This window comes from Peribacillus sp. NPDC096448 (assembly GCF_044762675.1).
GTDB classification, from domain to species: Bacteria; Bacillota; Bacilli; order Bacillales; family DSM-1321; genus Peribacillus; species Peribacillus frigoritolerans_B.
Genome location: NZ_JBIWEU010000001.1, coordinates 364,074 through 389,266, shown reverse-complemented (window position 1 = coordinate 389,266; position 25,193 = coordinate 364,074). Strand labels below are relative to the sequence as shown.

26 protein-coding genes and 1 other annotated feature are annotated in these 25,193 nt (G+C 42.3%); of the genes, 1 reads left to right on the top strand and 25 read right to left on the bottom strand.

Going from position 1 to position 25,193, the window contains the following annotated elements:
- Positions 1-19: 19 nt before the first annotated feature.
- The 21 genes from dnaG to rpsU form a co-directional block, all read right to left on the bottom strand.
- On the bottom strand, positions 20-1,825 hold the full coding sequence (gene dnaG, locus ACIQ0C_RS01905) for a DNA primase (protein WP_402835479.1): 1,806 nt from the start codon (positions 1,823-1,825) through the stop codon (positions 20-22).
- A 51-nt stretch (positions 1,826-1,876) separates the two neighbouring features.
- On the bottom strand, positions 1,877-2,332 hold the full coding sequence (locus ACIQ0C_RS01900; RefSeq protein ID WP_403057091.1) for a YaiI/YqxD family protein: 456 nt from the start codon (positions 2,330-2,332) through the stop codon (positions 1,877-1,879).
- A gap of 513 nt (positions 2,333-2,845) precedes the next feature.
- The gene (locus tag ACIQ0C_RS01895) at positions 2,846-3,667 is read right to left on the bottom strand and encodes a pyruvate, water dikinase regulatory protein (RefSeq protein ID WP_370662553.1); all 822 of its coding nucleotides are present in this window, start codon (positions 3,665-3,667) and stop codon (positions 2,846-2,848) included.
- Positions 3,668-3,683: 16 nt separating this feature from the next.
- Entirely contained in the window at positions 3,684-4,322 is a 639-nt protein-coding gene (gene ccpN, locus ACIQ0C_RS01890) for a transcriptional regulator CcpN (protein ID WP_034308483.1), read from the bottom strand.
- Positions 4,323-4,484: 162 nt separating this feature from the next.
- Positions 4,485-6,554 (bottom strand): glycine--tRNA ligase subunit beta, encoded by a 2,070-nt coding sequence (gene glyS, locus ACIQ0C_RS01885; protein ID WP_403056386.1) that lies wholly within the window; start codon positions 6,552-6,554, stop codon positions 4,485-4,487.
- Positions 6,541-7,437, bottom strand: coding sequence for a glycine--tRNA ligase subunit alpha (gene glyQ / locus ACIQ0C_RS01880; RefSeq protein ID WP_034308488.1), 897 nt, complete (start codon positions 7,435-7,437; stop codon positions 6,541-6,543). The genes glyS and glyQ overlap by 14 nt, the downstream gene beginning before the upstream one ends.
- 98 nt (positions 7,438-7,535) lie before the next feature.
- Positions 7,536-7,711, bottom strand: a binding site (T-box leader).
- 58 nt (positions 7,712-7,769) lie between these two features.
- Positions 7,770-8,522 carry a DNA repair protein RecO gene (gene recO, locus ACIQ0C_RS01875; RefSeq protein WP_402835065.1) on the bottom strand — a complete coding sequence of 251 codons (753 nt, stop codon included), beginning with the start codon at positions 8,520-8,522 and terminating at the stop codon, positions 7,770-7,772.
- 33 nt (positions 8,523-8,555) lie between these two features.
- Positions 8,556-8,699, bottom strand: a complete 144-nt coding sequence (locus ACIQ0C_RS01870) for a YqzL family protein (protein ID WP_402835066.1) — start codon at positions 8,697-8,699, stop codon at positions 8,556-8,558.
- Positions 8,700-8,799: 100 nt separating this feature from the next.
- Positions 8,800-9,729 (bottom strand): GTPase Era, encoded by a 930-nt coding sequence (gene era / locus ACIQ0C_RS01865; protein WP_076365244.1) that lies wholly within the window; start codon positions 9,727-9,729, stop codon positions 8,800-8,802.
- Positions 9,722-10,120, bottom strand: coding sequence for a cytidine deaminase (locus ACIQ0C_RS01860; protein ID WP_403056383.1), 399 nt, complete (start codon positions 10,118-10,120; stop codon positions 9,722-9,724). The genes era and ACIQ0C_RS01860 overlap by 8 nt, the downstream gene beginning before the upstream one ends.
- 39 nt (positions 10,121-10,159) lie before the next feature.
- Positions 10,160-10,537: a diacylglycerol kinase family protein gene (locus ACIQ0C_RS01855; RefSeq protein WP_402835067.1), complete on the bottom strand. Its 378-nt coding sequence runs from the start codon at positions 10,535-10,537 to the stop codon at positions 10,160-10,162.
- A complete protein-coding gene (ybeY, locus tag ACIQ0C_RS01850; RefSeq protein ID WP_403056380.1) occupies positions 10,515-10,991 on the bottom strand; it encodes an rRNA maturation RNase YbeY in 477 nt (158 codons plus the stop codon). Before ybeY ends, ACIQ0C_RS01855 begins: the two co-directional genes overlap by 23 nt.
- Positions 10,988-13,153 (bottom strand): HD family phosphohydrolase, encoded by a 2,166-nt coding sequence (locus tag ACIQ0C_RS01845; RefSeq protein WP_403056377.1) that lies wholly within the window; start codon positions 13,151-13,153, stop codon positions 10,988-10,990. Before ACIQ0C_RS01845 ends, ybeY begins: the two co-directional genes overlap by 4 nt.
- Before the next feature lie 189 nt (positions 13,154-13,342).
- Positions 13,343-14,305 (bottom strand): PhoH family protein, encoded by a 963-nt coding sequence (locus tag ACIQ0C_RS01840; protein WP_034308506.1) that lies wholly within the window; start codon positions 14,303-14,305, stop codon positions 13,343-13,345.
- A gap of 3 nt (positions 14,306-14,308) precedes the next feature.
- Positions 14,309-15,496: a sporulation protein YqfD gene (gene yqfD / locus ACIQ0C_RS01835; RefSeq protein WP_403056374.1), complete on the bottom strand. Its 1,188-nt coding sequence runs from the start codon at positions 15,494-15,496 to the stop codon at positions 14,309-14,311.
- Positions 15,497-15,511: 15 nt separating this feature from the next.
- Positions 15,512-15,796: a sporulation protein YqfC gene (gene yqfC / locus ACIQ0C_RS01830; protein ID WP_034308511.1), complete on the bottom strand. Its 285-nt coding sequence runs from the start codon at positions 15,794-15,796 to the stop codon at positions 15,512-15,514.
- 128 nt (positions 15,797-15,924) lie between these two features.
- Complete coding sequence (locus ACIQ0C_RS01825; protein ID WP_403056371.1) at positions 15,925-16,419, bottom strand: hypothetical protein; 495 nt, start codon at positions 16,417-16,419, stop codon at positions 15,925-15,927.
- 22 nt (positions 16,420-16,441) lie between these two features.
- Positions 16,442-17,431, bottom strand: a complete 990-nt coding sequence (gene floA, locus ACIQ0C_RS01820) for a flotillin-like protein FloA (protein WP_402835481.1) — start codon at positions 17,429-17,431, stop codon at positions 16,442-16,444.
- Between the two features lie 50 nt (positions 17,432-17,481).
- Entirely contained in the window at positions 17,482-18,756 is a 1,275-nt protein-coding gene (locus ACIQ0C_RS01815) for an NfeD family protein (protein ID WP_402835482.1), read from the bottom strand.
- A gap of 343 nt (positions 18,757-19,099) precedes the next feature.
- On the bottom strand, positions 19,100-19,543 hold the full coding sequence (locus ACIQ0C_RS01810) for a GatB/YqeY domain-containing protein (protein WP_403056368.1): 444 nt from the start codon (positions 19,541-19,543) through the stop codon (positions 19,100-19,102).
- 14 nt (positions 19,544-19,557) lie between these two features.
- Positions 19,558-19,731, bottom strand: coding sequence for a 30S ribosomal protein S21 (gene rpsU, locus ACIQ0C_RS01805; RefSeq protein ID WP_028391853.1), 174 nt, complete (start codon positions 19,729-19,731; stop codon positions 19,558-19,560).
- A 235-nt stretch (positions 19,732-19,966) separates the two neighbouring features.
- Between rpsU and ACIQ0C_RS01800 the strand changes: the two genes are divergently transcribed.
- Positions 19,967-20,899 carry a Na/Pi symporter gene (locus tag ACIQ0C_RS01800; RefSeq protein ID WP_402835082.1) on the top strand — a complete coding sequence of 311 codons (933 nt, stop codon included), beginning with the start codon at positions 19,967-19,969 and terminating at the stop codon, positions 20,897-20,899.
- Between the two features lie 298 nt (positions 20,900-21,197).
- Here the strand turns inward: ACIQ0C_RS01800 and deoC are convergent, their stop codons facing one another.
- The 4 genes from deoC to prmA all read right to left on the bottom strand — a co-directional run bounded on the left by deoC (position 21,198) and on the right by prmA (position 25,191).
- Positions 21,198-21,869, bottom strand: a complete 672-nt coding sequence (deoC, locus tag ACIQ0C_RS01795) for a deoxyribose-phosphate aldolase (RefSeq protein WP_403056365.1) — start codon at positions 21,867-21,869, stop codon at positions 21,198-21,200.
- Positions 21,870-22,015: 146 nt separating this feature from the next.
- On the bottom strand, positions 22,016-23,353 hold the full coding sequence (gene mtaB, locus ACIQ0C_RS01790) for a tRNA (N(6)-L-threonylcarbamoyladenosine(37)-C(2))-methylthiotransferase MtaB (RefSeq protein ID WP_403056362.1): 1,338 nt from the start codon (positions 23,351-23,353) through the stop codon (positions 22,016-22,018).
- 6 nt (positions 23,354-23,359) lie between these two features.
- Positions 23,360-24,112 carry a 16S rRNA (uracil(1498)-N(3))-methyltransferase gene (locus ACIQ0C_RS01785; RefSeq protein WP_402835085.1) on the bottom strand — a complete coding sequence of 251 codons (753 nt, stop codon included), beginning with the start codon at positions 24,110-24,112 and terminating at the stop codon, positions 23,360-23,362.
- A gap of 137 nt (positions 24,113-24,249) precedes the next feature.
- The gene (gene prmA, locus ACIQ0C_RS01780; protein ID WP_402835086.1) at positions 24,250-25,191 is read right to left on the bottom strand and encodes a 50S ribosomal protein L11 methyltransferase; all 942 of its coding nucleotides are present in this window, start codon (positions 25,189-25,191) and stop codon (positions 24,250-24,252) included.
- Positions 25,192-25,193: the final 2 nt, after the last annotated feature.

Genomic DNA, 25,193 nt, shown 5'->3' with positions numbered 1-25,193 from the left:
AGGACTTACACCTAAACGACTACAACATTTTACGCAATTTAATGATTTCCATGGCAATTTGTGCAGCAGTGACATAATCACTTCGTCTAACTGCATCTTTTTCTTCAACTTGTTTTTCTTTTATCTTTAACAACTTTTCATATTTCAACACTTGATTTATACAATCGGTCAGTTCTTTATCGGTAACTTCCTCATTCACTGACATCATTTCTATTTCCGAAACGATCCTTCTCAAGTTTGGATCCGGTAAATAAGTAAGGAAAAAGCTTGTATCCGGTTCGTGTCCATCTTCATAGAACGCATATAAATAGGTGATGATTGCCTGATGTTCATCTACATGAAAGACCGTTTGCCCAAGCAACTGCTGAATTTTGAAAGCCGTATCCCTGCTTTTTAGCATATGGGCAATCAACTTCATTTCAGCATTATGGTGAGCAGGCTTCAACTTATGCTCATATTGCAGGGCCATTTTCTTTTGGGCTGCTGGCTGCGGCAGTGTCCCCTTCTTGCGTTCCGTAAAGAACACCTGACGCTGCTGCTGTTCCAGCGCATCCAATGAAAGGGAAAATTCAGAGGATAGCTGCCGGAGATAATGATCCCTCTCCACTGCATTGGGCAATCGCGAAATTTCTTTAAGGACTTCTTCGATATATTGAATTCGATCTCCTTCATTATTTACATTTTTCCCTCGACGCAAATAATGCATTTTGAATGCCATGTAGGTTAAACTGGCCCCTATTACTTCAGAAACAAAGCTTTTTTCACCGAATTCCTTTATGTAGTCATCGGGGTCCATGTTATCAGGCATGAGAGCGACTTTCACGGAAAACTCGTGGTCCTGTAGCATATTAACTGCACGATTGGCAGCGTTCAATCCCGCAGAGTCCGAATCGTAGCAAATAAGTATCTGGTCAGTATTTCTTTTTAAAAGCTGGATATGCTGGTCCGTCAGGGCAGTACCCATTGTAGCGACCGCATTCTCCACACCTGCGCCAACTGCTGAAATGCAATCGGCAAAGCCTTCAAAAATGACTGCTTGTTCTTTCTTTCGTATGTGTGGTCTTGCATGATGGAAATTATATAAAGTTTTACTTTTATTAAAGATTGGCGTTTCAGGACTATTCAAATATTTGGGCTCATCGTCCCCCATCGCTCTTCCTGAAAACGCAATCGTATTTCCTTGATGATCCATAATTGGAAACATGACTCTATTTCTGAAACGGTCAAAATATGACTCGTCTTTTTCCCTGTAAATAATAAGCCCTGCCTGCTCCATGTATTCCGCTGGAAACCCGCGTTTTAAAAGAAACTTGGACACGAAGTCCCATGAATCCAAAGAGTAGCCAATTTGGAACTTTTCTATCGTCTCTTCAGTAAACCCCCGTTTAAGTAAGTATTCGAGAGCATCCTGCCCCTCTTTCGTATTAACGAGGAGATGATGATAAAACTTCCTCAGAAGGTCATGGGCTTCAACCATTTGCTGAGCGCCTGCCGGCATGTTGGAACGCTTGGAATCCTTATTGATTTCAACATCCAAAGGAACATTTCCTTTTTCAGCTAAAACTTTTGCAGATTCCACGAAGCTGTAGCCTTCTATATCCATTAAGAAGGTAAAAATATTTCCGCCTGCCCCGCAACCAAAACAGTGAAAGATTTGTTTTTCCGTTGAAACGGAAAACGAGGGCGAGTTTTCACCATGAAAAGGACATAGGCCAAAGTAATTGCGCCCCTGCTTCTTCAACTGGACATACTCCCCAATTAAATCAACAATGTCAACAGCTTCACGAATTTGATTAATTTTCTCATCTTCTATACGGCCATTTATCATTTTTCCACCTTGCAATATTGGTGATAGTTTCTTATTCGATACTGTTTCTTAATTCCCTGCAATGTTCGACAATGTTTTCATAAGTTTATTTGTAAAACATGCACGATTTTCCTTTGTGAATGCTTTCGGCCCTTTCGTATGCTTACCCTGCCTGCGGAGTTTCGCCGACTGATAACGCATATCCAAGAGCATGAAAATATTCTCGTCAGTGTATTCCTTTCCCCTTGGCGAGAGGACATAAACGTTTTTAGGAAGCAGGGTCCCAGCCAAACCAATATCTGCAGTAACGACAATATCACCCTTTTTTACTGAGTTTACTATATAAAGATCTGCCGCTTCTTTGTCTGCATCGACATATACCCATTTACCTTCAGGGTTATTCATCATATTTTTATATGATGCAACAAAACAGACTTCAACATCATGCAAACTTGCACAATGGAGGATTTCGTCTTTCACCGGGCATGCATCGGCATCGACGTGTATCGTAGGTTTATTATTCATACCTTCTAATTCTACATCTTTCTGCATAATCCTTTTTCTCCCCTAAACTTTATGAAGATATGGTGAATTTCCAGCATTGATTCAGAGCGTTCCCTCTAAAAGAGCAAACATTATTCTTCAAAGAATACCTGCTTATTTAAGTGAAAGCACTTCTTTTGCCTTGAAAAAGACCAGCCCCTCCTGAATTATACGGAACATGTCGAATTATTTTTATGATATAAACCTTGACATATCATTAACCTTTAGTTTATTCCTTATTAATTAAGTCTAAACCTTAAGATTACTTTTTTCTCACAATTTTTTATTATAGTCTATTTGACTAGAAGATGCCAACATTTAAATTCCGAATATGTTTTCATGCAAATCAATCGATTTACACTTGGAAACTAAGAGGAATTTTATGTAATTATTTTGATTTTATTCTTATTATTCCCTCATTCGGCCTTGGCATTAAAATGTGAGCTGACACATAGAGTGTCTAGCTCACATTTTGATTTTCGTTAATTTTAAGGATCAACGGTTTTTGTTTTGAAGGATATTGATTATCAAATTGGCTGTTTCTTCGACAGCTTTATTGGTTACATCAATGATTGGACAGTTCAACCTTGATATGATTGTATCAAAGTATGTCAATTCTTCTTTTATGCGCTCCACATTTGCGTAAATGGCATGATCATTGAGCCCAAGTGACTTTAATCGTTCTTTACGAATATGGTTCAGCTTTTCCGGGCTGATCTTTAAACCAATGCATTTTTCAGGAGGTACCAGGAACAGCTCTTCTGGAGGTTCCACTTCAGGCACTAAAGGTACGTTCGCCACTTTATAGCGTTTGTGTGCTAAATATTGTGATAATGGCGTTTTGGAAGTGCGTGAAACACCCACTAAGACGATATCTGCACGTAAAATTCCCCGAGGGTCACGTCCATCATCATATTTTACAGCAAATTCAATGGCTTCCACACGCTTGAAATAGTCATCATCCAGCTTTCTTACCAGACCTGGTTCATTAAGCGGCCCTTTCGGCGCCCTTTCCTGAAGGATGTCCATGAGCGGCCCTAAAATGTCATAAGCAGACAGGTTTTCTTTCTCGACCTGTGCTTTCATATACGCTCTAATAGCTGGCTTCACCAGAGTATAAGCAATAATCGCCCCATCCAACTTAGCCAGTGATATCACTTCATCCACGTTTTGTTCATCTTCAATATACGGAATTCTCTTTATGGAAAAAGCAGATCCCGAGAACTGGCTTGCAGCGGCTTTTGTGACCAATTCCGCTGTTTCCCCTACTGAATCCGATACAACATATATAATAGAACCGTTCATATTCTCCGTCATTCCTTTTGCAAGCCCCCTAATAGCCTTCATCAGCCAAAGCTACGAATGCTTTCGTAATATTGGTTTTTGTAATCCTTCCAATTACTTCATAGCCTTTTTCTGTGTCTTTAACGACCGGTAATGAGTCGATTTGTTTATCAATCAATTTTTTGGCAACATCAATCAAAAGGTCTTCTTTTGAACACATTGTAATATTGGGCATCCTAGTCATGATGATATTGACTGGAATGGAGTTAAGCTCTTGTTTCCCAATACTCGCACGCAATAAGTCTTTCCTTGATAAGACACCAACAAGCAATGCATGCTTATCGACGACGAACATTGTTCCGACATCCTCTAAAAACATCATGACGATTGCATCGTACACGGAAATGCCCTCGTCAACGACGACAGGTATCGATTGGTAGTCCCGTACATAAAGATGGTTAAGGCTATCTGTCAAAAGCTGTGTCCCTGACCTGCCTGTATAGAAATACCCCACTCTGGGCCTGGCATCAAGAAAACCTGCCATCGTTAAAATCGCTAAATCTGGACGAAGTGTCGCCCTGGTAAGGTTCAATCTATCCGCAATATGTTCTCCGGTAATCGGTCCGTTTTCTTTTACAATTTGTAAAATTTGTTCCTGACGCTTATTCAATTGGATTATAATCACCACCCCACTGCTTTCGCAGAGTAAAGTAACAAAAGTTATTCATTTAATAATTATATACTAAATTATTTAATTAGGGCATTTTTGGCCTATTTATTGATCATTTATCTTTTTAAGAAATCGGAAACCCTTATTCAAAGTGTTTCCGATACCCATACATCCTTTCGATCAAGTAAGGATGATTTTATTCATGGCAGCAAAACCTGCAACCAAATCACTGATTTCCTTCATTAAGGATAAACGGTTGTTGCGGATCGCTTCATCTTCTGCCATGACCATTGTATTCTCGAAATATGGCTCTATTTCCGATTGAAGCGAAACAAGCTGTTCAAACCGCTCATTCTCATCTTCAGATTCATTATACCGCTTTGCCACTTTTTGATATTTGACGTATAACGCATTTTCTTGATCATTTTCAAAGGCACCAGGGTCGACTGTCACCTTATTGTCACATTTTACGGCAATGTTCATGACCCGGCTTAAAGCTTCCATGCTTTCTTTAAAGCCTGCTTCGTCTTTTTTAGCATCCAATACATGTGCCCGTTCCACGATGGAGTGGATATAACCGATCTCATTGAGCAAAACTGCGTCAATCAAATCGTAACGGATTTGCTGTTCTTGAAGCAGGTGTTTGACACGGGCTTTAAAGAATGTGAACATATCCGCTTTAACTTCTTCAAGATCACGTTTTAAGATGCCTTTTGATTCCAGTCCTTTAAGACCTAAAGCAATAAGCTCCTCTAATGAAATATTCCATTTCTTCTCAGCTAGAATTTGGACGACACCGCTCGCCTGCCTTCTTAATGCGTAAGGATCCTGGGAACCTGTCGGAATGACGCCAATAGCGAAGAATGAAGACAAAGTATCAATTTTTTCAGCTAAACTCACTACCGCTCCAATGACTGAAGGCGGTACATTATCATCCGCATGCCTTGGCATATAATGTTCATTGATAGCCGCGGCCACTTCTTTGGCCTCCCCTTTCAAGAGAGCATATTTTTCACCCATATACCCTTGCAATTCAGGGAATTCATAAACCATGTTACTTACCAAATCGAACTTGGCAATTGCCGCTGTACGAAGCGCCATTTCTTTTTCCGCCTTTAAATTCAAAGCATCCGCAAGGGCACCGGTCACTTCAGTTACCCGGGCAGTTTTCTCGGCTAATGTACCGATTTCTTCATGATAAACGATGCTGTCAAGCTTTTTCAAAGCATCCGAAATCTCTTTTTTCTGATCTTCTTTATAGAAAAATGCTGCATCCGATAAGCGGGCACGCAATACTTTTTCATTACCTTTAGAAACCTTATCCAAATGGCGGTCATCGCCGTTACGCACGGTTACAAAGTAAGCAAGCAGGTTCCCGTCCTGATCTTTAACAGGGAAATAACGTTGATGTTCCTTCATGGATGTGATAAGTACCTCTGCAGGAAGCTCAAGGAATTCTTCTTCAAAATGTCCAAATAACACCGTTGGATACTCTACCAAATTATTTACTTCTTCTAGCAGATCTTCATCGACAGGGATGATCCAGCCTTTCTCCTGTTCCAGCTCTTTAATCTGATCCAATATAACTTGCCGGCGCTTTTCTGGATCCGCCATTACATATTGTTCTTTCAGCGCATCTTCGTACCGTTCCGGCTGCTCGATGATGGCGCTGTCGCCCAAGAAACGGTGACCTTTTGTTTCACGGCCGGTTTCCACATCAGCAATGCTGAATGGCACTATTTCATTGCCGAATAAGGCAATCAGCCATTTAATCGGACGGACGAAGCGGAGCTCCTGATTGGCCCAGCGCATATTTTTCGGGAACGTCATGCCGCTGATGATTTCAGCAAGCTCCGTTAAAAGCTGAACGGTCTGCTGTCCTTTTATGAATTTATTCACATGGACATATTCCACACCCTTGAGTTCTTTAAAATAAATGTCCTCTGAAGTCATGCCTTGACCCCTGACGAATCCCAATGCAGCTTTAGACCAGTTGCCTTCGCTATCCAAAGCGATTTTCTTGGCCGGACCTTTTGCTTCTTCTTCGATATCCTTTTGGGATTCTTCCACGTCCTTCACCAATACGGCCAAACGTCTTGGTGTGGAAAAAGCTTCAACCGTTCCGAATTCAATCGCTTTTTCCGTTAGCCATTGCTGCACTTTATCTGACAACTGTTTCATTGATGCTGTCACAAAACGGGCAGGCAGCTCTTCCAATCCAATCTCCAATAACAAATCACGCTTGCTCATTTGTATTCTCCCCTTTCACTTTCAGGATCGGGAAGCCTAATTTTTCCCGCTCTTCATAGAAGGTTTTGGCAACCTTACGCGCTAAGTTACGGCACCGGGCTATATAACCCGTTCTTTCCGTCACCGAGATGGCACCTTTGGCATCCAAAAGGTTAAATGTATGTGAACATTTCAAAACATAATCATATGCAGGATGTACAAGTCCTTCTTCCATTTGGCGATGCGCTTCCTTTTCATACATCGTGAAAAGCTGAAACAGCATATCAAGGTCGGAGGTTTCGAACGTATATTTCGAATGTTCGTATTCCGGCTGACCGAATATATCCCGAACTGTGAATCCATCTGTCCATTCTAGGTCAAATACGTTTTCCTTATCTTGAATGTAAGAGGCGAGACGTTCGATCCCGTATGTAATTTCCACGGAAACCGGTTTACACTCTAGACCGCCCACTTGTTGGAAATAGGTAAATTGCGTGATTTCCATTCCATCTAGCCACACTTCCCAACCGAGACCGGCACACCCTAGTGATGGATTTTCCCAGTTGTCCTCCACAAAGCGAATATCATGCTCAAGCGGATTTATCCCTAAAGCGCGTAATGAATCCAAATATAACTCTTGGATATTGTCAGGCGACGGCTTCATGATCACTTGGAACTGATGATGCTGATAAAGTCGATTAGGGTTCTCACCATAACGACCGTCAGCAGGACGGCGGGAAGGCTCTACGTAAGCGACGCTCCATGGTTCCGGTCCAATGGCTCTCAGGAACGTGTATGGGCTCATCGTTCCTGCCCCTTTCTCGACATCATAAGCATTCATCAATATGCAGCCTTGTTCAGACCAATGCTTTTGTAACGTTAAAATCATATTTTGAATATTCATCGTACACCTCCAGGTTATTTAAAACGGCTTTTTTAAGATTAAAGGTCGGAACTCATTACATTTTGGCAAACAAAAAACTCCCGTCCCTATGCGAAATGCATAGGGACGAGAGTATACCCGCGGTTCCACCCTAATTGCCGTTTATTAAACGGCCTCTTTTCAAAGCAACATGCTCCGGAACGCCCTTCCCTGTAAATCCATATCCCGGCTTCCACCGTCCCGGGTTCGCTTTTTATGGAGAATGACAGATACTCTTTTCCATCAACGCAATCTTCTTATTTTGATGATTAGAATTTTATACAAACTAGCATGGAATGTCAATAGTTCAGATCCTAAAACATATCTTTCATCGTATCAATCTGTTTCAGGAACTTTTTTGATTTCAAATGCAGACCGGAATATTCCTCATAATATGCATCGATTATCTTCCGCAGTTCTTTTTTCGTTTCTGGCTTGACTGAAATGTTTCCGAGCCTTGATAAATCGAAATAATAAAAAATTCGAAGCAATTTGACGGCTGCAGGTGAAATTTTATAATGATAAGGGTCTTTCCCCAGACAGCGGTGACAGATAAAGCCCGCTTCCCGAAGCGAGAAGGAGAATTCCCCTTCCGTTTCACCACATACAGCACACTGATTCAGCACTGGGTTAATCCCATTTACGGGCAGCATCTTCATTTCAAAAATGAATTTCAAAACCTCTGCGTCATATTCCTCGTTTATGTAATGCAAGGTTTGCGAAAGCAATTCATACAAATATGGATTCGGTTTCTTATCATCGACGCTTTTATCAAGCAATTCAACAATATATGAAGCATAAGCAGTGGCAAAAAGATCCTCCCTTATGAAACGGAGTGAATCGACCATTTCGCCTTGCTGAAGACTGCCGAGTCCGGTTGATGTAGTTACAAGAAAATACCCGGAGCAAAAAAGCTGTGTGACGGCAGAAAGCCTGCTATTAGGCTTACTGGCTCCTCTAGCCATGACGCCAATTTTTCCTAGCTCACGGGTATATATAGTAATGATTTTGTTATTTTCTCCATATGCAGTTCGCCTTATGACAATGCCCTCACATTTTTGGAGCATACCAAGACACCACCCATGCTCGCCAAGGCTAACCTATGAAACAGGAAAATCAATTTCTGCTAGCTCATCATTCATTCCCAAGTGTCCTTCCTGTCTCTCGACTTCTATCTCCTTAAACAGCAAATAGGTGTCCACATTACCTGTTTCAGTGAATAATTCCCAGGTAAAATCCAACATTTAAAAGCCCACCTTTCATTTTTAACTAGCAATATTAATATCCGACCATATGATTAGCTTGACCGTTTTCCAAACTTTCATGATGCGTAAATTTTGTTAATTAATACTCGCTCTCATTAAAGCCATAATCGCGAAGCTGGCTTGCTTTGTTACGCCAATCCTTCTGTACCTTCACCCACAGTTCCAAGAAAACTTTAGAGCCCAATAGGTTTTCGATATCCACCCTGGCACGGCTACCGACTTCTTTAAGCATTTTCCCTTGCTTTCCGATTACAATGCCTTTTTGTGAATCCCGTTCTACAACGATCGTCGCCATCACATTGATGGTGTCGCTGTTGTCCATTTTTTTAATTGAATCGATGACAACAGCCACTGAATGAGGAATTTCTTCCCGTGTCAGGTGCAGTACCTTCTCGCGGACCAATTCGGAAATGATAAAACGTTCCGGGTGGTCGGTCACTTGGTCAGCTGGATAAAACTGGGGACCTTCAGGCAGATGCTCTTTGATTTGTTCAAGCAGTGTATCAACATTATTTCCTTCAAGCGCAGAAATCGGAACGACTGCCGCAAATGGGTAAAGCTGTTGGTATTTTTCAATGATCGGAAGTAAATCATCTGGATGCATCGCATCGATTTTGTTTACAACCAAGAAAACAGGCGTTTTTACGGATTGAAGTTTTTCGATGATAAACTCGTCACCGCGTCCGTATCCTTCAGTCGCATTGATCATGAAGAGAATCAAATCGACTTCCTTCAATGTATTCGTTGCCACTTTCATCATGAAGTCACCAAGCTTATGCTTTGGTTTATGAATGCCGGGTGTATCGATGAAAATCATTTGTGAATCGTTTTGCGTAAGTACACCCTGGACCTTATTTCTTGTAGTTTGCGGTTTATCGCTCATAATGGCGATCTTTTGACCGATGACCCGATTCAGAAATGTACTCTTTCCAACATTAGGTCGTCCAATAATTGAAATGAAACCTGATTTGTAATCTTTTACTTGTTTATCGTCAAATAGTTTATCCATTTAAATCCTCCGGTGAAAAAGCTCCTGGAAGCAATTCCTGTACTGTTAGTTCTTTTATATCCCCATTTAAATTGGTCAAAACGACCGGCATGTCCTTTTCGCACAGTTCTGAAATAACCTGCCTGCATGCCCCGCATGGAGAAACGGGACCATCGGTATCTGCCACGACTGCAAGTTTGGTGAATTTTTTATCGTTATGGGCATAAGCGCTGAATAAAACTGTCCTTTCGGCGCAATTACACATGCTGTATGCAGCATTTTCTATATTACAACCATGATAGACCTTTCCATCAGCGGTCAAAAGGGCTGCCCCCACCTTAAATTTGGAGTAAGGCACATATGCTTTATCCCTTGCTTTTTTAGCTTCCTCAATCAATTCTTTTGTATTCAATTCACATCTTCCTTTCAAATTGAGTACCATTTCGGCAACCTACAGGCCAAACTTAGGCAAAAAGATAATCAATCCAACTATTATAGAAAATATAGCATATATGAATACAGCTCCGGCTGCAATATCTTTTGCCTGCTTGGCAAGCGGATGGATTTGATCCGTTACCAGGTCCACTACCCTTTCGATCGCAGAATTAACGAGCTCCAACGTAATCGTACCGGCAATGGCCGCCAAAATGAAAAGCCACTCCATCCCATTCAATGAGAAGTGCCAACCAAAGAATACGACGATTGCCGTTAACGCGAAATGAATCTTGATATTGCGTTCAGTCCGAACAGCCTCCAAAATTCCCTGACAGGCAAAAGAGAAACTTTTTAATAAAGGATACCTTTTTTTACCCTTCTCTTGAAAGTCCATATTCTTCCAAGATCTCCTTTTGTTTTGTGAACATCACTTTTTCATCTTCTTCATTCATGTGGTCGAATCCCAATAAATGAAGAAAACCATGCAGCGCTAAAAATCCAAGTTCCCGATCAAATGAATGACCATATTCTTCAGCCTGCTCTTTCGTGCGTTCAATGGAAATGATGATATCCCCTAACATGCGGGGCATTTCCGCTCCGACAATTTCCACTTCGTCTTCGCCCATTTCTTCAAGCGCAAAGGAAATTACATCTGTAGCTGAATCTTTATGACGATATTCTTTATTGATTTCCTGAATCCTATTATTGTCTACAAATGTGACAGACAGCTCGGTGTCTTTTTCAATGTTTTCTTTTCTTGCCGCAAATTGCAGAATGCTTTCAACAAGCTGCTGAGCTTCCTCCGTTACTTCATTCGTTTCATCCATTAAATCGATAGCTAAAATCATTCTTTCACCTTCTGTCCTAATTTATCCGGCTCCGGATATTCAATCCTGGAGTGGAAGATACCATTCAGCGATTCACATAAGGAATGCTTCACGATACTCAATTCTCTCATAGTGATGTCACATTCATCAAATTGACCATCAGAAATCCTTTCCTGAATGATGAAACTTACCAGCTCTTCAATCTTCTCCGGAGTTGGGTGCTTCATCGATCTCACTGCAGCTTCCACACTATCCGCTATGCCGATGACGGCTACTTCCTTCATTATCGCCCTCGGCCCTGGATATCGGTAGGCCGCTTCGAGTGTGGACTCATCCTGTTTTTTTGCCTTATGGTAGAAAAATTTCAATAATGTGGTCCCATGATGCTGCTCTGCAATATCCACAATCTCTTTCGGGAATTTGTGACTGCGCAGCATCTCCCCGCCATCTACGGCATGGGCAATGATGATATCCCTGCTCGTTTCCGGCTGCAGCCGATCATGCGGGTTTTCTTCACTCATCTGATTTTCGATGAAGAAGTGCGGCCGTTTCGTTTTACCGATATCATGGTAATAACTGCCGACCCTTGCCAGCAATCCATTCGAGCCGATGGCTTCACAAGCGGATTCCGCCAAATTGGCGACCATTACACTATGATGATATGTCCCCGGAGCTTCAATCAAGATCCTCCGCAATAGCGGATGATTGGGATTTGCGAGCTCGATAAGCTTAATCGATGATAAAATCCCGAAACCAGCCTCGAAAAACGGTAGCAGTCCCATAGTCAAAACGGCTGAACCCACTCCAGAACCCATGGCAGCAGCAGCATAATATAGGTACTCCATTCTAGTATAATGGCTGTCCATAATAAAGATGAGCGAAAAAACGAATGCCATATTGATTAAAGACAATAGCAGCCCCGCTACCAGCACCTTTGATTTGAAATTGGGCCTGGATAGAATGATGATTGCCGTCAATCCCCCGAAAATGATATACAGCCCCATCGAGAAATCCAGATTTCCAGGGGTATCACCATTAAATATAATCGTACCATACGAACCTAACAATATGATCATTGCTACCGCTAACTTATCATTCAATAATATCTTGATGAGCATCGCCGCCATGGCACCCGGGAAAATGTATTCCAAGTTCGAGTTTTTCAGGTCTGCCAGAATGCTGACCGTTTTCATGGTAGCCATTGAAAGGATAAAGACAAGACTGAAGATCAATAACTGATTGTATTTGTTATCCTTTTTGGAAATGGAATAGTAGAAATAGTAATAAAAAGCGGCAAAAGTCAGGAATATGAATAACAGCAGGCCGATATACGGGTATATGGTAGACTCCGTATTCAAGAAGCCTGCCAGTTCAAGCTGCCTATATACATCCCTGTCCACTAATTGATTTTCTTCAACGATGATCTGACCTTGAAGGATCCTGATTGGCTCCACGCTTTCAACCGCTTTCCTTCGCTGTTCCTCGGTTTTGTCCTTATCGAAAAATACATTCTGGATGATTGCCGTACGTGCAAGGGAAGTAGAGGCTTTTTTCATTTCACCGCTAATGCTCATATAACCCAATTCCTCTACTACCTTTTTCTTGGCATTTTCGACGTCACTTGCAGCGATTCGGGAGCTCATCACATTATTCACTGCCGTAATGGTTGAATCCTTCGCTATTTTCAACTCATCTTCATCCGCCTGCACTAATGCTAGGAAAACGGATTCCTCGATATTTTTATTCACTTCATCGGTCAATTTTTCTTTTAGTATGGAAACTTTTTGAGCATCCGTCTTTACGGTCTCTTTTTTATCCTCATCTTCTTTATGATCTTCATCGGCGTCCGTTTCTTTATTCACCTCAATTGCTGAATCGAAAATGGATGAAATCAGATCGACTTTATTTTTGGCATATTCTTTTTTTAAAGAATAAACATCCGCAACCTGTTTTGAAATCTCTTCTTTTTCCTGTTCCGTCTTATAGGTATCTTCCACAGTCTTGGTTGAACGGATTGTTTGTTCAGCAGGCTTAAAAAGCTCTACCTGTACCCTTTCCGGCTTAACATTGGAGAACATCAAACCATACGCAAACAAACCAAGAATGATGAACAAAAGCACTTGAAAAAAGCGATGGACCAACAGCCCTTTTATTTGAGTGAAAAATTTCTGGATACGATTCAAGGAAGGTCCTCCTAAAAAAATGATGTTTATTATTCTAGATATGTAAAATCATAACAGTTTTCATATGAATTTTCACCTTCGTATTGATAAATGTAAAGGTTCTGTCATTTCCTATCCACTTTTTCACCATAAAGTTTGTTATTTAGACACATCACGAAAAATCCGCCGATTGAAATGGCGGATTTTTTCTTATGACTTCGCCTGCTCGTAAGCAGTGATGATTTTGGCGACAAGCGGATGTCTTACTACATCACTTTGTTCAAAATAAACAAAGGAAAGGCCTTTAACATTCTTCAATATCTCTTCTACCCGGACAAGACCTGACTTCATACCTTTTGGAAGGTCAATCTGGGTCCGATCTCCCGTAATGACCATTTTCGATCCGAAACCAAGCCTGGTCAAGAACATCTTCATTTGGGCTTCCGTCGTATTCTGGGCTTCATCCAATATGACAAAGGCATCTTCAAGCGTACGCCCCCTCATATAAGCCAGGGGAGCTATTTCGATCGTTCCGCGCTCTATCATCCTTTGCGTCTGTTCCATCCCTAGGAGGTCATGGAGAGCGTCATACAACGGCCTTAGATAAGGATCTACCTTTTCCTTCAGATCACCAGGCAGAAAACCAAGGCTCTCCCCTGCTTCGACGGCAGGCCGTGTCAGGATGATCCGTTTAACATGTCCATTTTTCAAAGCATTGATGGCCATCACTACAGCAAGATAGGTCTTCCCGGTTCCGGCAGGCCCAATTCCAAATACAAGATCCTGTTTCTTTATTGCCTGGATATAGTATCTCTGCCCGATTGTTTTGACTTTAATGGATTTCCCCTTAGCCGTTTTAGCGATTTCCTCATCATATAATTCACCGAAATACTCCAATGTGCCTTTTCTTGCCAATTCAATTGCATAAAGCACATCTCTTGAACTGATCGCAATTCCTTTTCTGACCACTGTCAATAATGCCTTGAGGATTTCCTCCCCCATCGTTACCCGCTCGATATCCCCGGCAACACTCACCGCTTCGCCTCGGGTTATGACGGAAATGCCAAGTTCCTCTTCGAGCACTTTTACATTTGAATCTCCATTGCCCAATAAAGCGATCGCCTCATTGGGTGATTCGATTTCGAGCTTAATTACTTTCACATCATCTGCCATTCGTTAGTCTCCTTGAATGATTGGCTGTCCAATCGCTATATCTTCAATAACTTGGTAATGTATAGATAATTTAACTTTACCATTCTCCATGCTTTCGTGCAAAATTTTTTCCTCGACGATTTCATCTTCCTCGTCTAAATGTTTTTTTAATTCCGCTTTAGCCATTTTCCTGCCTTCCTCAACGGCTTCTTTCTCCGTATAACTTCGTACAATATCTTCCTTGCTCCTTAAGGTCACTTGTTTATAAGAAATAGGCAATTCCCATTGAAGAAAGTGAAAAGGCCTCACTGTCGTTTCCTTTTCCTGTTTTTCATATCCCGGATCCTTGAAACCCCATACCGGAAGGGAAAAGCCCCCCATTTTCAAAAAGTGCTTGCTCGTTTCATCCCCGTTAAAAACAGAAAACTTGGTTTTTAACGGAACCTCCACTTTCGCTTTATACCACGTTTTCCCTTTTATTACTCCCTTTGCGGATACAATTTCCTGTTTATCCTCTTTTCCAATCAACCCTGATACAAGAAGTTGTCCTTTTCCTACATAATCATTCACATTAACAATAGATTGTCCTTTTTCAACGAACATATCAGTGATGATCGCTTTTTTTGATGCTACCAAATTCTGTGGAGATGTTTTCTCGACCTCTTTAGGCTGCCGTTTTTCCACAACCCTAAAATGATATGTCGTCCCCTTTAGCTCAACCCCCACCCATGTCAATGCACCAATCCGGTCCGACAGCTTACGCTGAATCGTATCCACATCATCAACAAAGAATTGCACTTTACCGATCTTCACGCCCATCTTGTCCAATTCTTTCCGGATGGCATGCTCGGTTGCAGGTTTGGCATCTTGAACCTCAATGCCCCATACCATATTGGAAAGCACGAAAATGCAAAGCAGGAAAGCGATCATCCCCGCTAAAAAACCGCTGTTTTTCATGACTCTCTTCATCAGGAAAGGGAAACCCTTTCCCTGCATGAATTTTACTTTACAATCACTCTTACGCATGACCTGACGGAGTTTGGGGATATCCCTGATATCCATATGGAAAATCAGGGATTCACTTCCGACACGCTTCACTTCCCAGATATGAAGCCCCCTTCTCGTCAGCATATTAATCAACCGTTCTGCACCTTTTCCATAAGCCTTCACCTTTACATAGCCTGTATAATAGTTTGTCCATTGGTTTTTCATGGAGACCTCCCGGGATCATTCATTGATAAAATAAACCTTGTCAATTTTGCCTTCGAGCATGATTTCTTCCGGCAAAATCGTCTTTATGACAAAGGCATTTCCCTTTATCAGCAACTGCCCATTTTTCAGCATCAATCGTACTTCGCTGTCTGTGAAAGCCAATAAGCCACGATGGTTTTCAATATAAATATGTAATTGTCCGATCATTGTAATTCGCGGCAGGTCCATCATGACATCTTGCGGAAGGTCCATTGTTTTGGTCATAAGCTGTTTCACTTTTTTTCCCCAATTGCGTGCCATAAAAAAGAACCCCCTTTCATCTCAATGTATGAAATGAAAGAGGGTTCTAGCACAAAATTATAAGTGAATGAAAGTCTATTTTTTCATGCTCATTTAATGACGCTCTAAAAAAAGCCCGGGGCTCCGAATCACCTTCTGGACCTATGAAGACTTCTCTTCGCTCTTGGCGGTCCCAGCACTTCTGACATGATGATGCCATCAATCAGCTGCTTTTTGCCAAAAGTCGGTCCTTTGCGATAGACCGGACTGTTATTATCAGAAATCGTTGATCTAAGTTGATCCGCCTTCGCTTTTTGATGCAAACGCTCTTGATCGTACTTCTGCTGTAGCCGTCTAAGCTCCGCAATCCTTTTGTTCGCTTCGTTCTTCGTCTCATCGATCACTTCTGCAGCCTGAGCTGCCTGCTGTTCGACTTTCCTTACGGGAGCAGGTGCAGGTCTTTGCTGCTGATTCCCTTGCTGCATTTCACCTTGAAGCTCCTGCATTACCTCCTGCCATTTCTTTTTCGGAGGCGTGTTAGGATCTTGAGGCTGTTTTTTCTTTCCTAACATGGACGATAAAATACCGATCAAGACAATGATAAGGAATGGGTTCTCGAGAAAGAAATCAATAAAATCTCCCATTTAAAGACCTTCCTTCCCTGACCTAATTATTATTATGGTTATTGTTGTTATCTTTTGGATTGTCTGATATTTTACTGATGGAATCGCGCATATCCGTATCGGCCGTGATATTTTGGATATTCATATAATCCATCACTCCAAGGTTTCCGCTTTTCAGTGCATCGGCCATGGCCAATGGAACTTCCGCTTCGGATTGTACAACCTTCGCTCTCATTTCCTGAACACGGGCAACCATTTCCTGTTCAAGCGCAACAGCCATTGCACGTCGTTCTTCGGCCTTTGCCTGGGCTATTTTCTTATCGGCTTCGGCTTGGTCCGTCTGTAATATGGCCCCGATATTTTTACCGATATCCACTTCAGCGATATCAATGGATAGAATTTCGAATGCCGTTCCTGAATCCAACCCTTTCGATAAAACCGTTCTTGAAATCAAATCGGGGTTCTCCAGTACATCCGTATGCATTTTCGAAGCACCGATCGTCGATACGATCCCTTCACCTACACGGGCAATGATCGTCTCTTCACCGGCACCACCGACCAGGCGTTCAATATTGGCTCGGACCGTGATCCTTGCCTTCGCTTTCACTTCAATACCATTCATCGCCACACCAGAGATGAATGGAGTTTCGATAACTTTCGGGTTAACGCTCATTTGAACGGCTTCCAGTACATCACGGCCAGCAAGGTCAATAGCTGCACCCCGTTCGAAAGGCAGTACGATATTGGCACGTTCTGCAGCAATTAATGCATTTACCACTCGATCGACATTACCGCCTGCAAGGTAATGGCTCTCCAATTGATTCGTTGAAACATTGATTCCAGCCTTATGGGCCTTGATAAGAGGGTTGACGACCCTGCTTGGTATAACACGGCGAAGCCTCATCCCAACTAATGTAAATATGCTGATTTTGACTCCTGCCGCTAAAGCAGAAATCCATAACATTACTGGTACGAATGTGAAAAACACTGCCAATACGATGATAGCAGCAATCACTGCCAGTACAATAAATATCGTTCCTGAAGTTATCACTAAATGATTCATCCTTCCTGTATCTTTTGATTTTAATTTGAATCCGGAATTTCCCGGACGACTACCCTTGATCCTTCAACTTTAACGATAATGATTGTCGAACCTTTGGAAATAAAACTTCCTTCGGACACGACATCCACTCTTTCTTCTTTGACCAAAGCTGTTCCTGAAGGCCTCAAATCTGTTAGGGCCTTCCCTTCTGCACCTAATAAATCCAAACGATTCGGATTGCTGACATATCCTTGTTCCGTTTTTGTTGCATCGGTTAATATCATTTTCCTGAAAAATTTCATCTGTTTTCCAAACACCTTTACAAGTAGGATGAATACCAAAATGGATACGGTGACCGCAATTAGCAAGGAGATCGTCATATGGACCGGATCACCTGTCGCGAGGAACAGACTCCCCACTATCGCTGTAAACCCGAGCAGCCCGATAATCCCCCCTGGGATAAAAAATTCAATTAGTACGAGAATGACCCCAATGATGAACATCGCTAACGATTCGTATCCGGTGATACCGGCGACAAGATGACCATAGAAGAATAAGACAAGACTGGTGATTCCAATGACCCCCGGAATTCCAAAACCAGGTGAAAACAATTCCATCACAATCCCGATTCCCGCTATCGTCAATAAAATGGGAACGACGATCGGGTTGGTCAAAAAGCGGGCAAGTTTCTCAGGAAAGCTTTCTTCGATTGACCGAATATCAGCATCTTCAACTCCAAGTATACTATACAGCTCCGCTTTCCCAGAGACGGTGCCTTCACTATATCCAGCCTTTTTTGCCTGTTCGGCTGTAAATGTCAGCAACTTCCCTTTTTCAGCTCCATATTCGGGTAGATCGATGTCAACATCCGCCATCGCCTGGGCGTATATGGGATCACGCCCATTTTGTTCAGCAGCAGTTTTCATGGCAGCCAACCAATAAGATTGCGCTTTCTTACCTGCAGCGTTCCCCGTTGAATCAATAACAGCCGCAGATCCCATGGTGGCACTCGGAACCATATAGATCTCATCTGCACTTAGAGAAATGTATGCCCCAGCAGATAAAGCCCTGTTATTGACGTAGGCAACTGTCTTGATTGGTGAATCGGACAGTAACTTTGCAATTTCCCCTGCTGCATCCACAGCACCTCCAGGGGTATTCACCTCGAAAACGACAAGATCTGCATCAGCTGCTTCAGCAGTGGTCAGTGCGCGTTCCAAAAAGGCCGAGAGTCCCTTTTCCACCGTCTCTTCAATTGGTACATGGTAAACGATCTTCTCGTTTGCAGATACCGTCGAACCCCCAAAAGAAGACATGGTGAACAGCAATCCAAATAAGAGTACAGATAAATAACGCCAAATTTTCAACGGAACGCCCCCTTTCCCGTATTAAACGCGGTAAGCGCCCCTATACCCAGGAACCTACCAATAAATTCAGCCCGCAACTAAAATTCGAATAAGGAGCAAATGAAGCAACCCTTTACCCTGTTCTTTAGTTATTACGTATGTATATGAAAAAGGTTTCAAAAAAAGCAAATAAAATTAAAAGTGCCCCTATTATCTTGGCTTCGTTTCAATAATATACGCATAAAATTCATGAAATACACAAAAACCACAGGCAAGTTGCCTGCGGTTAGGTTTCGAGTTTTAAGTTTAGAGTTTAAGATAGATGTTGTTGTACTAATTTGTTTACTAGAGAACCATCCGCTTTACCTTTAACTTTAGGCATTAAAGCTCCCATAACTCGCCCCATATCTGCTTTGGATGTTGCATTGACTTCTAAAATCGTTTGTTTAACGATTTTAGAAATGTCTTCTTCTGAAAGTTGCTGAGGCATATATGCCTCTACGTATACTAGTTCGGTGCGGACTTTATCCACGAGATCTGAACGACCTGCGTTTTCAAACTCCTGGAGGGAGTCTTTGCGTTGTTTTAATTCGCGAGAGAGCACTGTCAATTCTTCATCATCTGTTAAATCTTGTCTCTGCTTCATGGCTTCGTTTTGAATAGAAGCTTTCAGCATCCGAATAACAGATAGTTTGTCCTTTTCCTTGTTCTTCATCGCTTGTTTCATATCATTATTTAAACGCTCGAGAAGACTCATCTTTCCACCCTCTCTTAGAATTTACGTTTTCTTGCAGCTTCAGACTTTTTCTTACGTTTTACGCTTGGTTTTTCATAAAATTCACGCTTCCTAGCTTCCTGAAGCGATCCTGCTTTAGATACAGTACGTTTGAAACGACGAAGAGCATCTTCAAGCGATTCGTTTTTACGAACGACGGTTTTAGACATCTCTTTCCCTCCCTCCGAAAACAACACACTAATTCAAGTTGTCAACATGTTATACATGTACTAAACAATTATAATATATCATCTTTAGCAGGTCAACCAATAAAATCAAACTTATTTTGAATATAATCATGTTATTATCATAATTTTTCACTAACGATGATTCAACTTGCATGAAAATCCAATTTATAGCATGTCTCCCGTTGATGGGCCATAAGCTTACTAAGAGGTGACAGTCATGCATGAGCTATTTTTATTCATTTTATTCATTGCGATATTTTTGGCGGGTATGTCAGTTTTACGAATCGGACTGTTCAATATGTCCGGTGCAGCATTAAAAACTTTTCTCTCAAAGGTTACGGATAAGCCATGGAAAGGCTTCTTGGCCGGAACCATCTTTACCGGGATCCTGCAGAGCAGCTCGGCGGTCATGGTCATGACGGTCGGCCTCGTTTCCGCAGGAAGCTTAACATTCCCGCAAACAATCGGGATTATTCTGGGAACGAATATCGGCTCCACCTTTACAGCAGAGTTCATGACGTTCTCTTTGGATCGTTGGATCATTCCCGGTGCCGTAAGCGGCGCTTTCCTTTGCTTCATGCCAAAAGCATTACCGAGAAGCATAGGGATGTCCTTGATCGGAATATCATCCATCTTCGCGGCGATGAGCGGTTTTAAAACGCTTTCGACACCGATTGCAGCCTATCCATCCATACAAACGCTCATCCATTACATAGAGGGCCATATGAGTTATGCCCTATTTGCGGGGATATTATTGACGGCACTCATTCACTCCAGTTCGGCAACCATCGGGATAGCCATGAGCTTTTTGATGAATGGGGAGTTATCTGTCTCCTCGGCAATCATCATCATGCTCGGATCGAATATAGGCACCTGCATCACCGGATACATGGCCAGCATCGGTTCTGGCAGACAAGCTGCCTTCACAGCTTATGCACATATTTGGCTGAACGTCATCGGGGTTGCCGCATTCCTGCCTTTTGTGGACATCCTGGAAAGGACTGCTGCCTTTTTCACCGAAAACAAAGGCACACAGCTCGCGCATGCCAGTGTCATTTTCAATATCTTGACCTCTTTGGCCGTCTTGCCATTCGCACGGCAATTCTCCAACCTCATTCTTTTGGTGCATCGGCCACTCTTAAAAAAATAAGGGCTGTCCATCTTTCAGCGTAGCTCCTGGGGAAGAATGGACATCATAAACATAAGCACGTTTACTCCCTGCTTGATACCCCCTAAATCCACTTATTTTTGAATTTATGGGTTCCAAAAATGATACGGGTCCTCTTTTTTTCATGAATGAATAGGCGCAATGAACAAAGGCATGGGCTATTACCAGTTGAATTACAATCCGATTTATATTGGAATCAATAAAAAACAGGCGGAGAAAAAATAATTCATTTTTCTCCGCCTGTTTTATTTCATGGACTTATTATAAGGTCCTTACAATATCAATAATCGGAATCAGCCGTTAAGCCCTTTACGATGGAGACACCTGCACTCGCTCCAATTCTTGTAGCACCAGCTTCAATCACTTTCTGGGCATCGCTTGTATTGCGGACCCCGCCTGAAGCTTTGACACCGATATCCGGGCCAACCGTTTTTCTCATAAGCGTGATATCTTCAACTGTCGCTCCGCCGGTCGAAAAACCAGTTGATGTTTTCACATAATCCGATCCGGCTTTTACGGCCAATTCACATGCACGGACTTTTTCTTCATCGGTCAATAAAGAAGTTTCAATGATCACTTTTGAAAGGGCCTTACCAGTGGATGCAGCTACCACAGCACGAATATCCCGCCCTACCAATTCATCATCCTTGTCCTTCAATGCGCCGATATTGATTACCATATCGACTTCGTGAGCGCCATTGGCGATGGCATCTTTCGTTTCAAAAGCCTTGGTTTCCGGTGTATTTGCACCTAGAGGGAAGCCGATAACCGTACAAACTTTCACTTCTGAACCTTCCAAAAGTTCACTTGCATATTTCACCCAAGTTGGGTTTACGCATACTGAAGCAAAGTTATACTCTCTCGCTTCTTCGCATAATACTTTTATTTGCTCTTTGGTTGCATCTGCTTTTAATAACGTGTGGTCAATTAAACCTGCTACATTTTGTGACATTAATAAATCCTCCTCAAAAACAATCTATTACTAGTTGTACGTACCTCTCATGATACCATAGTTTATTCATTTTGACGATATATATAGTCTTTACCCGAAAGAGCCAAGAAAACACATCAAAAAAAAGACAGCGATTAACCGCTGTCTTAGATATTGGATGCTTGTTGCAACGGAAAATCCTTCACGACCGTCACGAACTGACCTTCACTAAATGGATAGCCAGACTTTGTAATTTTCACTTTGACGATTTCACCGACCATTTCTTCCGAAGCCGGGAAGACGACTTTCATGTAATTATCGGTGTAGCCCTCATAAAGGCCATTTTCCAACTTCGTTTCAGGAATGACTTCCAGAACTTCCCCCTCGAATCGGGAGGCATACTCTTTTGCCAACTGATCCGACAACGTTATAAGACGGTGGACGCGTTCATTTTTGATATCTTCATCCACTTGATCTCCCATACGGGCAGCCGGAGTCCCTGTTCGTTTTGAATAAGGGAAAACATGAAGTTCGGAGAATTTATATTTTTCTATAAAGTTATATGTCTCCATGAATTCTTCCTCGGTTTCACCTGGGAAACCTACGATGACATCAGATGTAACAGCAAGTCCCGGAAGTGCAATTTTCAACTTTTCGATTCGATCACCGAAGAAATCCATCGTATATTTACGTCTCATCCGTTTTAGAACTGTATCGGAACCCGATTGGATTGGTATATGCAAATGACGTACCACTTTTTTCGAATTCGTCAGCACTTCAATGATTTCATCTGTAATTTGGCTGGCTTCAATGGATGAAATACGGATACGCTTCAGCCCATCGACTTTTTCCAAGTCCCGCAGCAGCATCGCCAAATTATAGTCTTTCAAATCGTCCCCGTAGCCGCCAGTATGAATTCCGGTAAGGACTAGCTCTTTATAGCCTGCCTCGACAAGCTGTTCAGCCTGGTGAACGACTTCTTTTGGATCGCGGGAACGCATCAAGCCACGTGCCCAAGGGATGATGCAGAAAGTGCAGAAATTATTGCAACCTTCCTGAATCTTAAGTGAAGCGCGTGTTCGGTCTGTGAAAGCAGGTACATCCAACTCTTCATAGACACGGTTTTTCATGATATTTCCTACGGCATTGATTGGTTCACGCTCTACCTTGAATTGCTCGATGTAATCAAGGAGCTTAACCCTGTCTTGTGTTCCTACAACAATATCCACACCTGGTATGGCCATGATTTCTGCCGGCGATGTCTGTGCGTAACATCCCGTTACCGCGATGACGGCATTCGGATTCTTACGAATGGCACGACGGATGACCTGACGGCTTTTCTTATCGCCAGTGTTTGTCACCGTGCATGTGTTGATGACATATACATCTGATGTATTTTCAAACTCAACACGATCATATCCCCCAGTTTTGAATAATTGCCATATAGCCTCTGTTTCATAATGATTCACTTTACAGCCTAATGTATGGAAAGCGACCGTTGCCATTTTTCATCACCTCAAAAGTTCTACATGATAAGAAACAGCGGAAAGTGCATATAAAGGTGCTGTTTCAGTTCTTAATATTCTTGGTCCAAGACCGCAAGCCATAAAACCGGCATCAGTCAGTTTATCAATTTCCTTATCTGCTAAACCACCTTCAGGCCCAAAAACGAATAGGATGGATTGCCCAGCAGTAATATCTTTCAAGACAGAAGCGAGTACCGAAGTTTCCCCCCGTTTTGCCTCTTCTTCAAAAGCGATTAATTTATGATCGAAACCGGAAGCATACCCAGCTAGTTGATCTGCCGTCATCGGTTCCTTGATGGCAGGGATAACCGTGCGGTGAGATTGCTCAGCCGCCTCTTTTGAAATCTTCTGGAGCCTCTCCAATTTCTTACCTACCTTTTTGTGGTCCCATTTTACCACCGAACGAGCAGCAATAAAAGGGATAAATTCAACGGCACCCAGTTCAGTACCCTTTTGAACGATATATTCCAACTTATCCCCTTTAGGCAGACCGCTCGCAATCACAACCCTTACAGGAAGTTCCTTTTCTTCATTCTTCCATTCGGCTACAGTACCTATTACAGCATCATCAGTAATTTCTGAAATTTCCGCGATAGCTGTCATGCCATTACTTTTCACCGTGATGATCCGTTCCCCTGGTCCCATTCTCATCACCCTGGCGATATGGTGAAAATCATCACCTGATATCGTCACCGTGTTTCCATTGATATCTACTTCATTAAGAAAATACCGTTGCACACTGCCACCTACTTCGTCTAGTCTAAAAAACTCACAGGCTAACAGTCAGAATCCAGAATGCAAGCCGTGCAAAGATTCAAGCTAAAAAAAGGTACTCTGACTATCAAAAAACCCGATAATCAGAGTAACTTTTCCAATTAAGCATTTCTTTTCGCGATTATTGCCACCCAATCTTCCATCAAGATCGTTTCCTCAACAGTGAAACCAGATGCTATAATCGCTTCCTTCACATCTTGTTTCTTAGTTTGAATGATTCCGGAAGCGATGAAATGTCCGCCAGGTTTAACGACTTTCGCTACATCATCCGTAAAACGCATGATCACTTCGGCAAGAATATTAGCCACGACGATATCCGCTTGTTCATTCACACCATCCAATAAATTGCCTTGTGACACGGACACTTTATCCTGCACGTTATTTATTTCCACGTTTTGTTTGGCTGACTGTACTGCCACTTCATCCAAATCAAGGGATTGGATTCGTTTTGCATCCAATAATGCAGCTGCAATGCTTAGAACACCAGAACCAGTTCCTACATCAACGACTAAATCCCCAGGCGATACAGTACGTTCCAGCGCTTGGATGCACATGACCGTCGTCGGGTGTGTTCCCGTTCCGAAGGCCATGCCTGGATCAAGTTCAATGATCAATTCGTCACTGCTTACTGGAGTGTAGTCTTCCCACGTTGGCACGATGGTAAAACGTTCGGATATCTTGACGGGGTTATAATATTTTTTCCAAGCCGTCGCCCACTCTTCTTCATTCACTTCACTAATTGAAACAACATTTTTCCCAAGGTCTATATCAAAAAGAAGGAGATTATTGATTGATTCCTTAATAGCATCAATAGTATCGCCAAGGAAGCTGTTAACTGGCAGATAAGCCTTAATGACTACACCTTCATCCGGATAATCATCTGGGTTCAAGTGGTAGATTTCGCCAAAAACATTTTCACGTTCCTTGACTAATTCTAGAGGATCCTCAATGACAACACCGCTCGCACCTGCCTCATGAAGAATATTCGAAACAGGTTCAACCGCTTCATTCGTTGTTTGGATTGCAAATTCAGACCACTTCATAA

Bases quoted from the DNA above. Each gene is read 5' to 3' on its own strand.
- glyS (WP_403056386.1), bottom strand. From the start codon at position 6,554: ATGAGCAAGCGTGATTTGTTATTGGAGATTGGATTGGAAGAGCTGCCT.
- ACIQ0C_RS01825 (WP_403056371.1), bottom strand. From the start codon at position 16,419: ATGGGAGATTTTATTGATTTCTTTCTCGAGAACCCATTCCTTATCATT.
- ACIQ0C_RS01855 (WP_402835067.1), bottom strand. From the start codon at position 10,537: ATGGACTTTCAAGAGAAGGGTAAAAAAAGGTATCCTTTATTAAAAAGT.
- mtaB (WP_403056362.1), bottom strand. From the start codon at position 23,353: ATGGCAACGGTCGCTTTCCATACATTAGGCTGTAAAGTGAATCATTAT.
- ACIQ0C_RS01870 (WP_402835066.1), bottom strand. From the start codon at position 8,699: ATGTTGGATTTTACCTGGGAATTATTCACTGAAACAGGTAATGTGGAC.
- yqfC (WP_034308511.1), bottom strand. From the start codon at position 15,796: ATGGCACGCAATTGGGGAAAAAAAGTGAAACAGCTTATGACCAAAACA.
- ACIQ0C_RS01840 (WP_034308506.1), bottom strand. From the start codon at position 14,305: ATGGCAGATGATGTGAAAGTAATTAAGCTCGAAATCGAATCACCCAAT.
- ACIQ0C_RS01900 (WP_403057091.1), bottom strand. From the start codon at position 2,332: ATGAATAATAAACCTACGATACACGTCGATGCCGATGCATGCCCGGTG.
- ACIQ0C_RS01815 (WP_402835482.1), bottom strand. From the start codon at position 18,756: ATGTCTTCTTTTGGGGGTTCGACGGTATCTGCAAACGAGAAGATCGTT.
- ACIQ0C_RS01800 (WP_402835082.1), top strand. From the start codon at position 19,967: ATGCATGAGCTATTTTTATTCATTTTATTCATTGCGATATTTTTGGCG.
- ACIQ0C_RS01810 (WP_403056368.1), bottom strand. From the start codon at position 19,543: ATGAGTCTTCTCGAGCGTTTAAATAATGATATGAAACAAGCGATGAAG.
- era (WP_076365244.1), bottom strand. From the start codon at position 9,729: ATGGATAAACTATTTGACGATAAACAAGTAAAAGATTACAAATCAGGT.
- ybeY (WP_403056380.1), bottom strand. From the start codon at position 10,991: ATGATTTTAGCTATCGATTTAATGGATGAAACGAATGAAGTAACGGAG.
- rpsU (WP_028391853.1), bottom strand. From the start codon at position 19,731: ATGTCTAAAACCGTCGTTCGTAAAAACGAATCGCTTGAAGATGCTCTT.
- deoC (WP_403056365.1), bottom strand. From the start codon at position 21,869: ATGTCACAAAATGTAGCAGGTTTAATTGACCACACGTTATTAAAAGCA.
- yqfD (WP_403056374.1), bottom strand. From the start codon at position 15,496: ATGAAAAACCAATGGACAAACTATTATACAGGCTATGTAAAGGTGAAG.
- prmA (WP_402835086.1), bottom strand. From the start codon at position 25,191: ATGAAGTGGTCTGAATTTGCAATCCAAACAACGAATGAAGCGGTTGAA.
- ACIQ0C_RS01895 (WP_370662553.1), bottom strand. From the start codon at position 3,667: ATGACGGAGAATATGAACGGTTCTATTATATATGTTGTATCGGATTCA.
- recO (WP_402835065.1), bottom strand. From the start codon at position 8,522: ATGCTCCAAAAATGTGAGGGCATTGTCATAAGGCGAACTGCATATGGA.
- glyQ (WP_034308488.1), bottom strand. From the start codon at position 7,437: ATGAATATTCAAAATATGATTTTAACGTTACAAAAGCATTGGTCTGAA.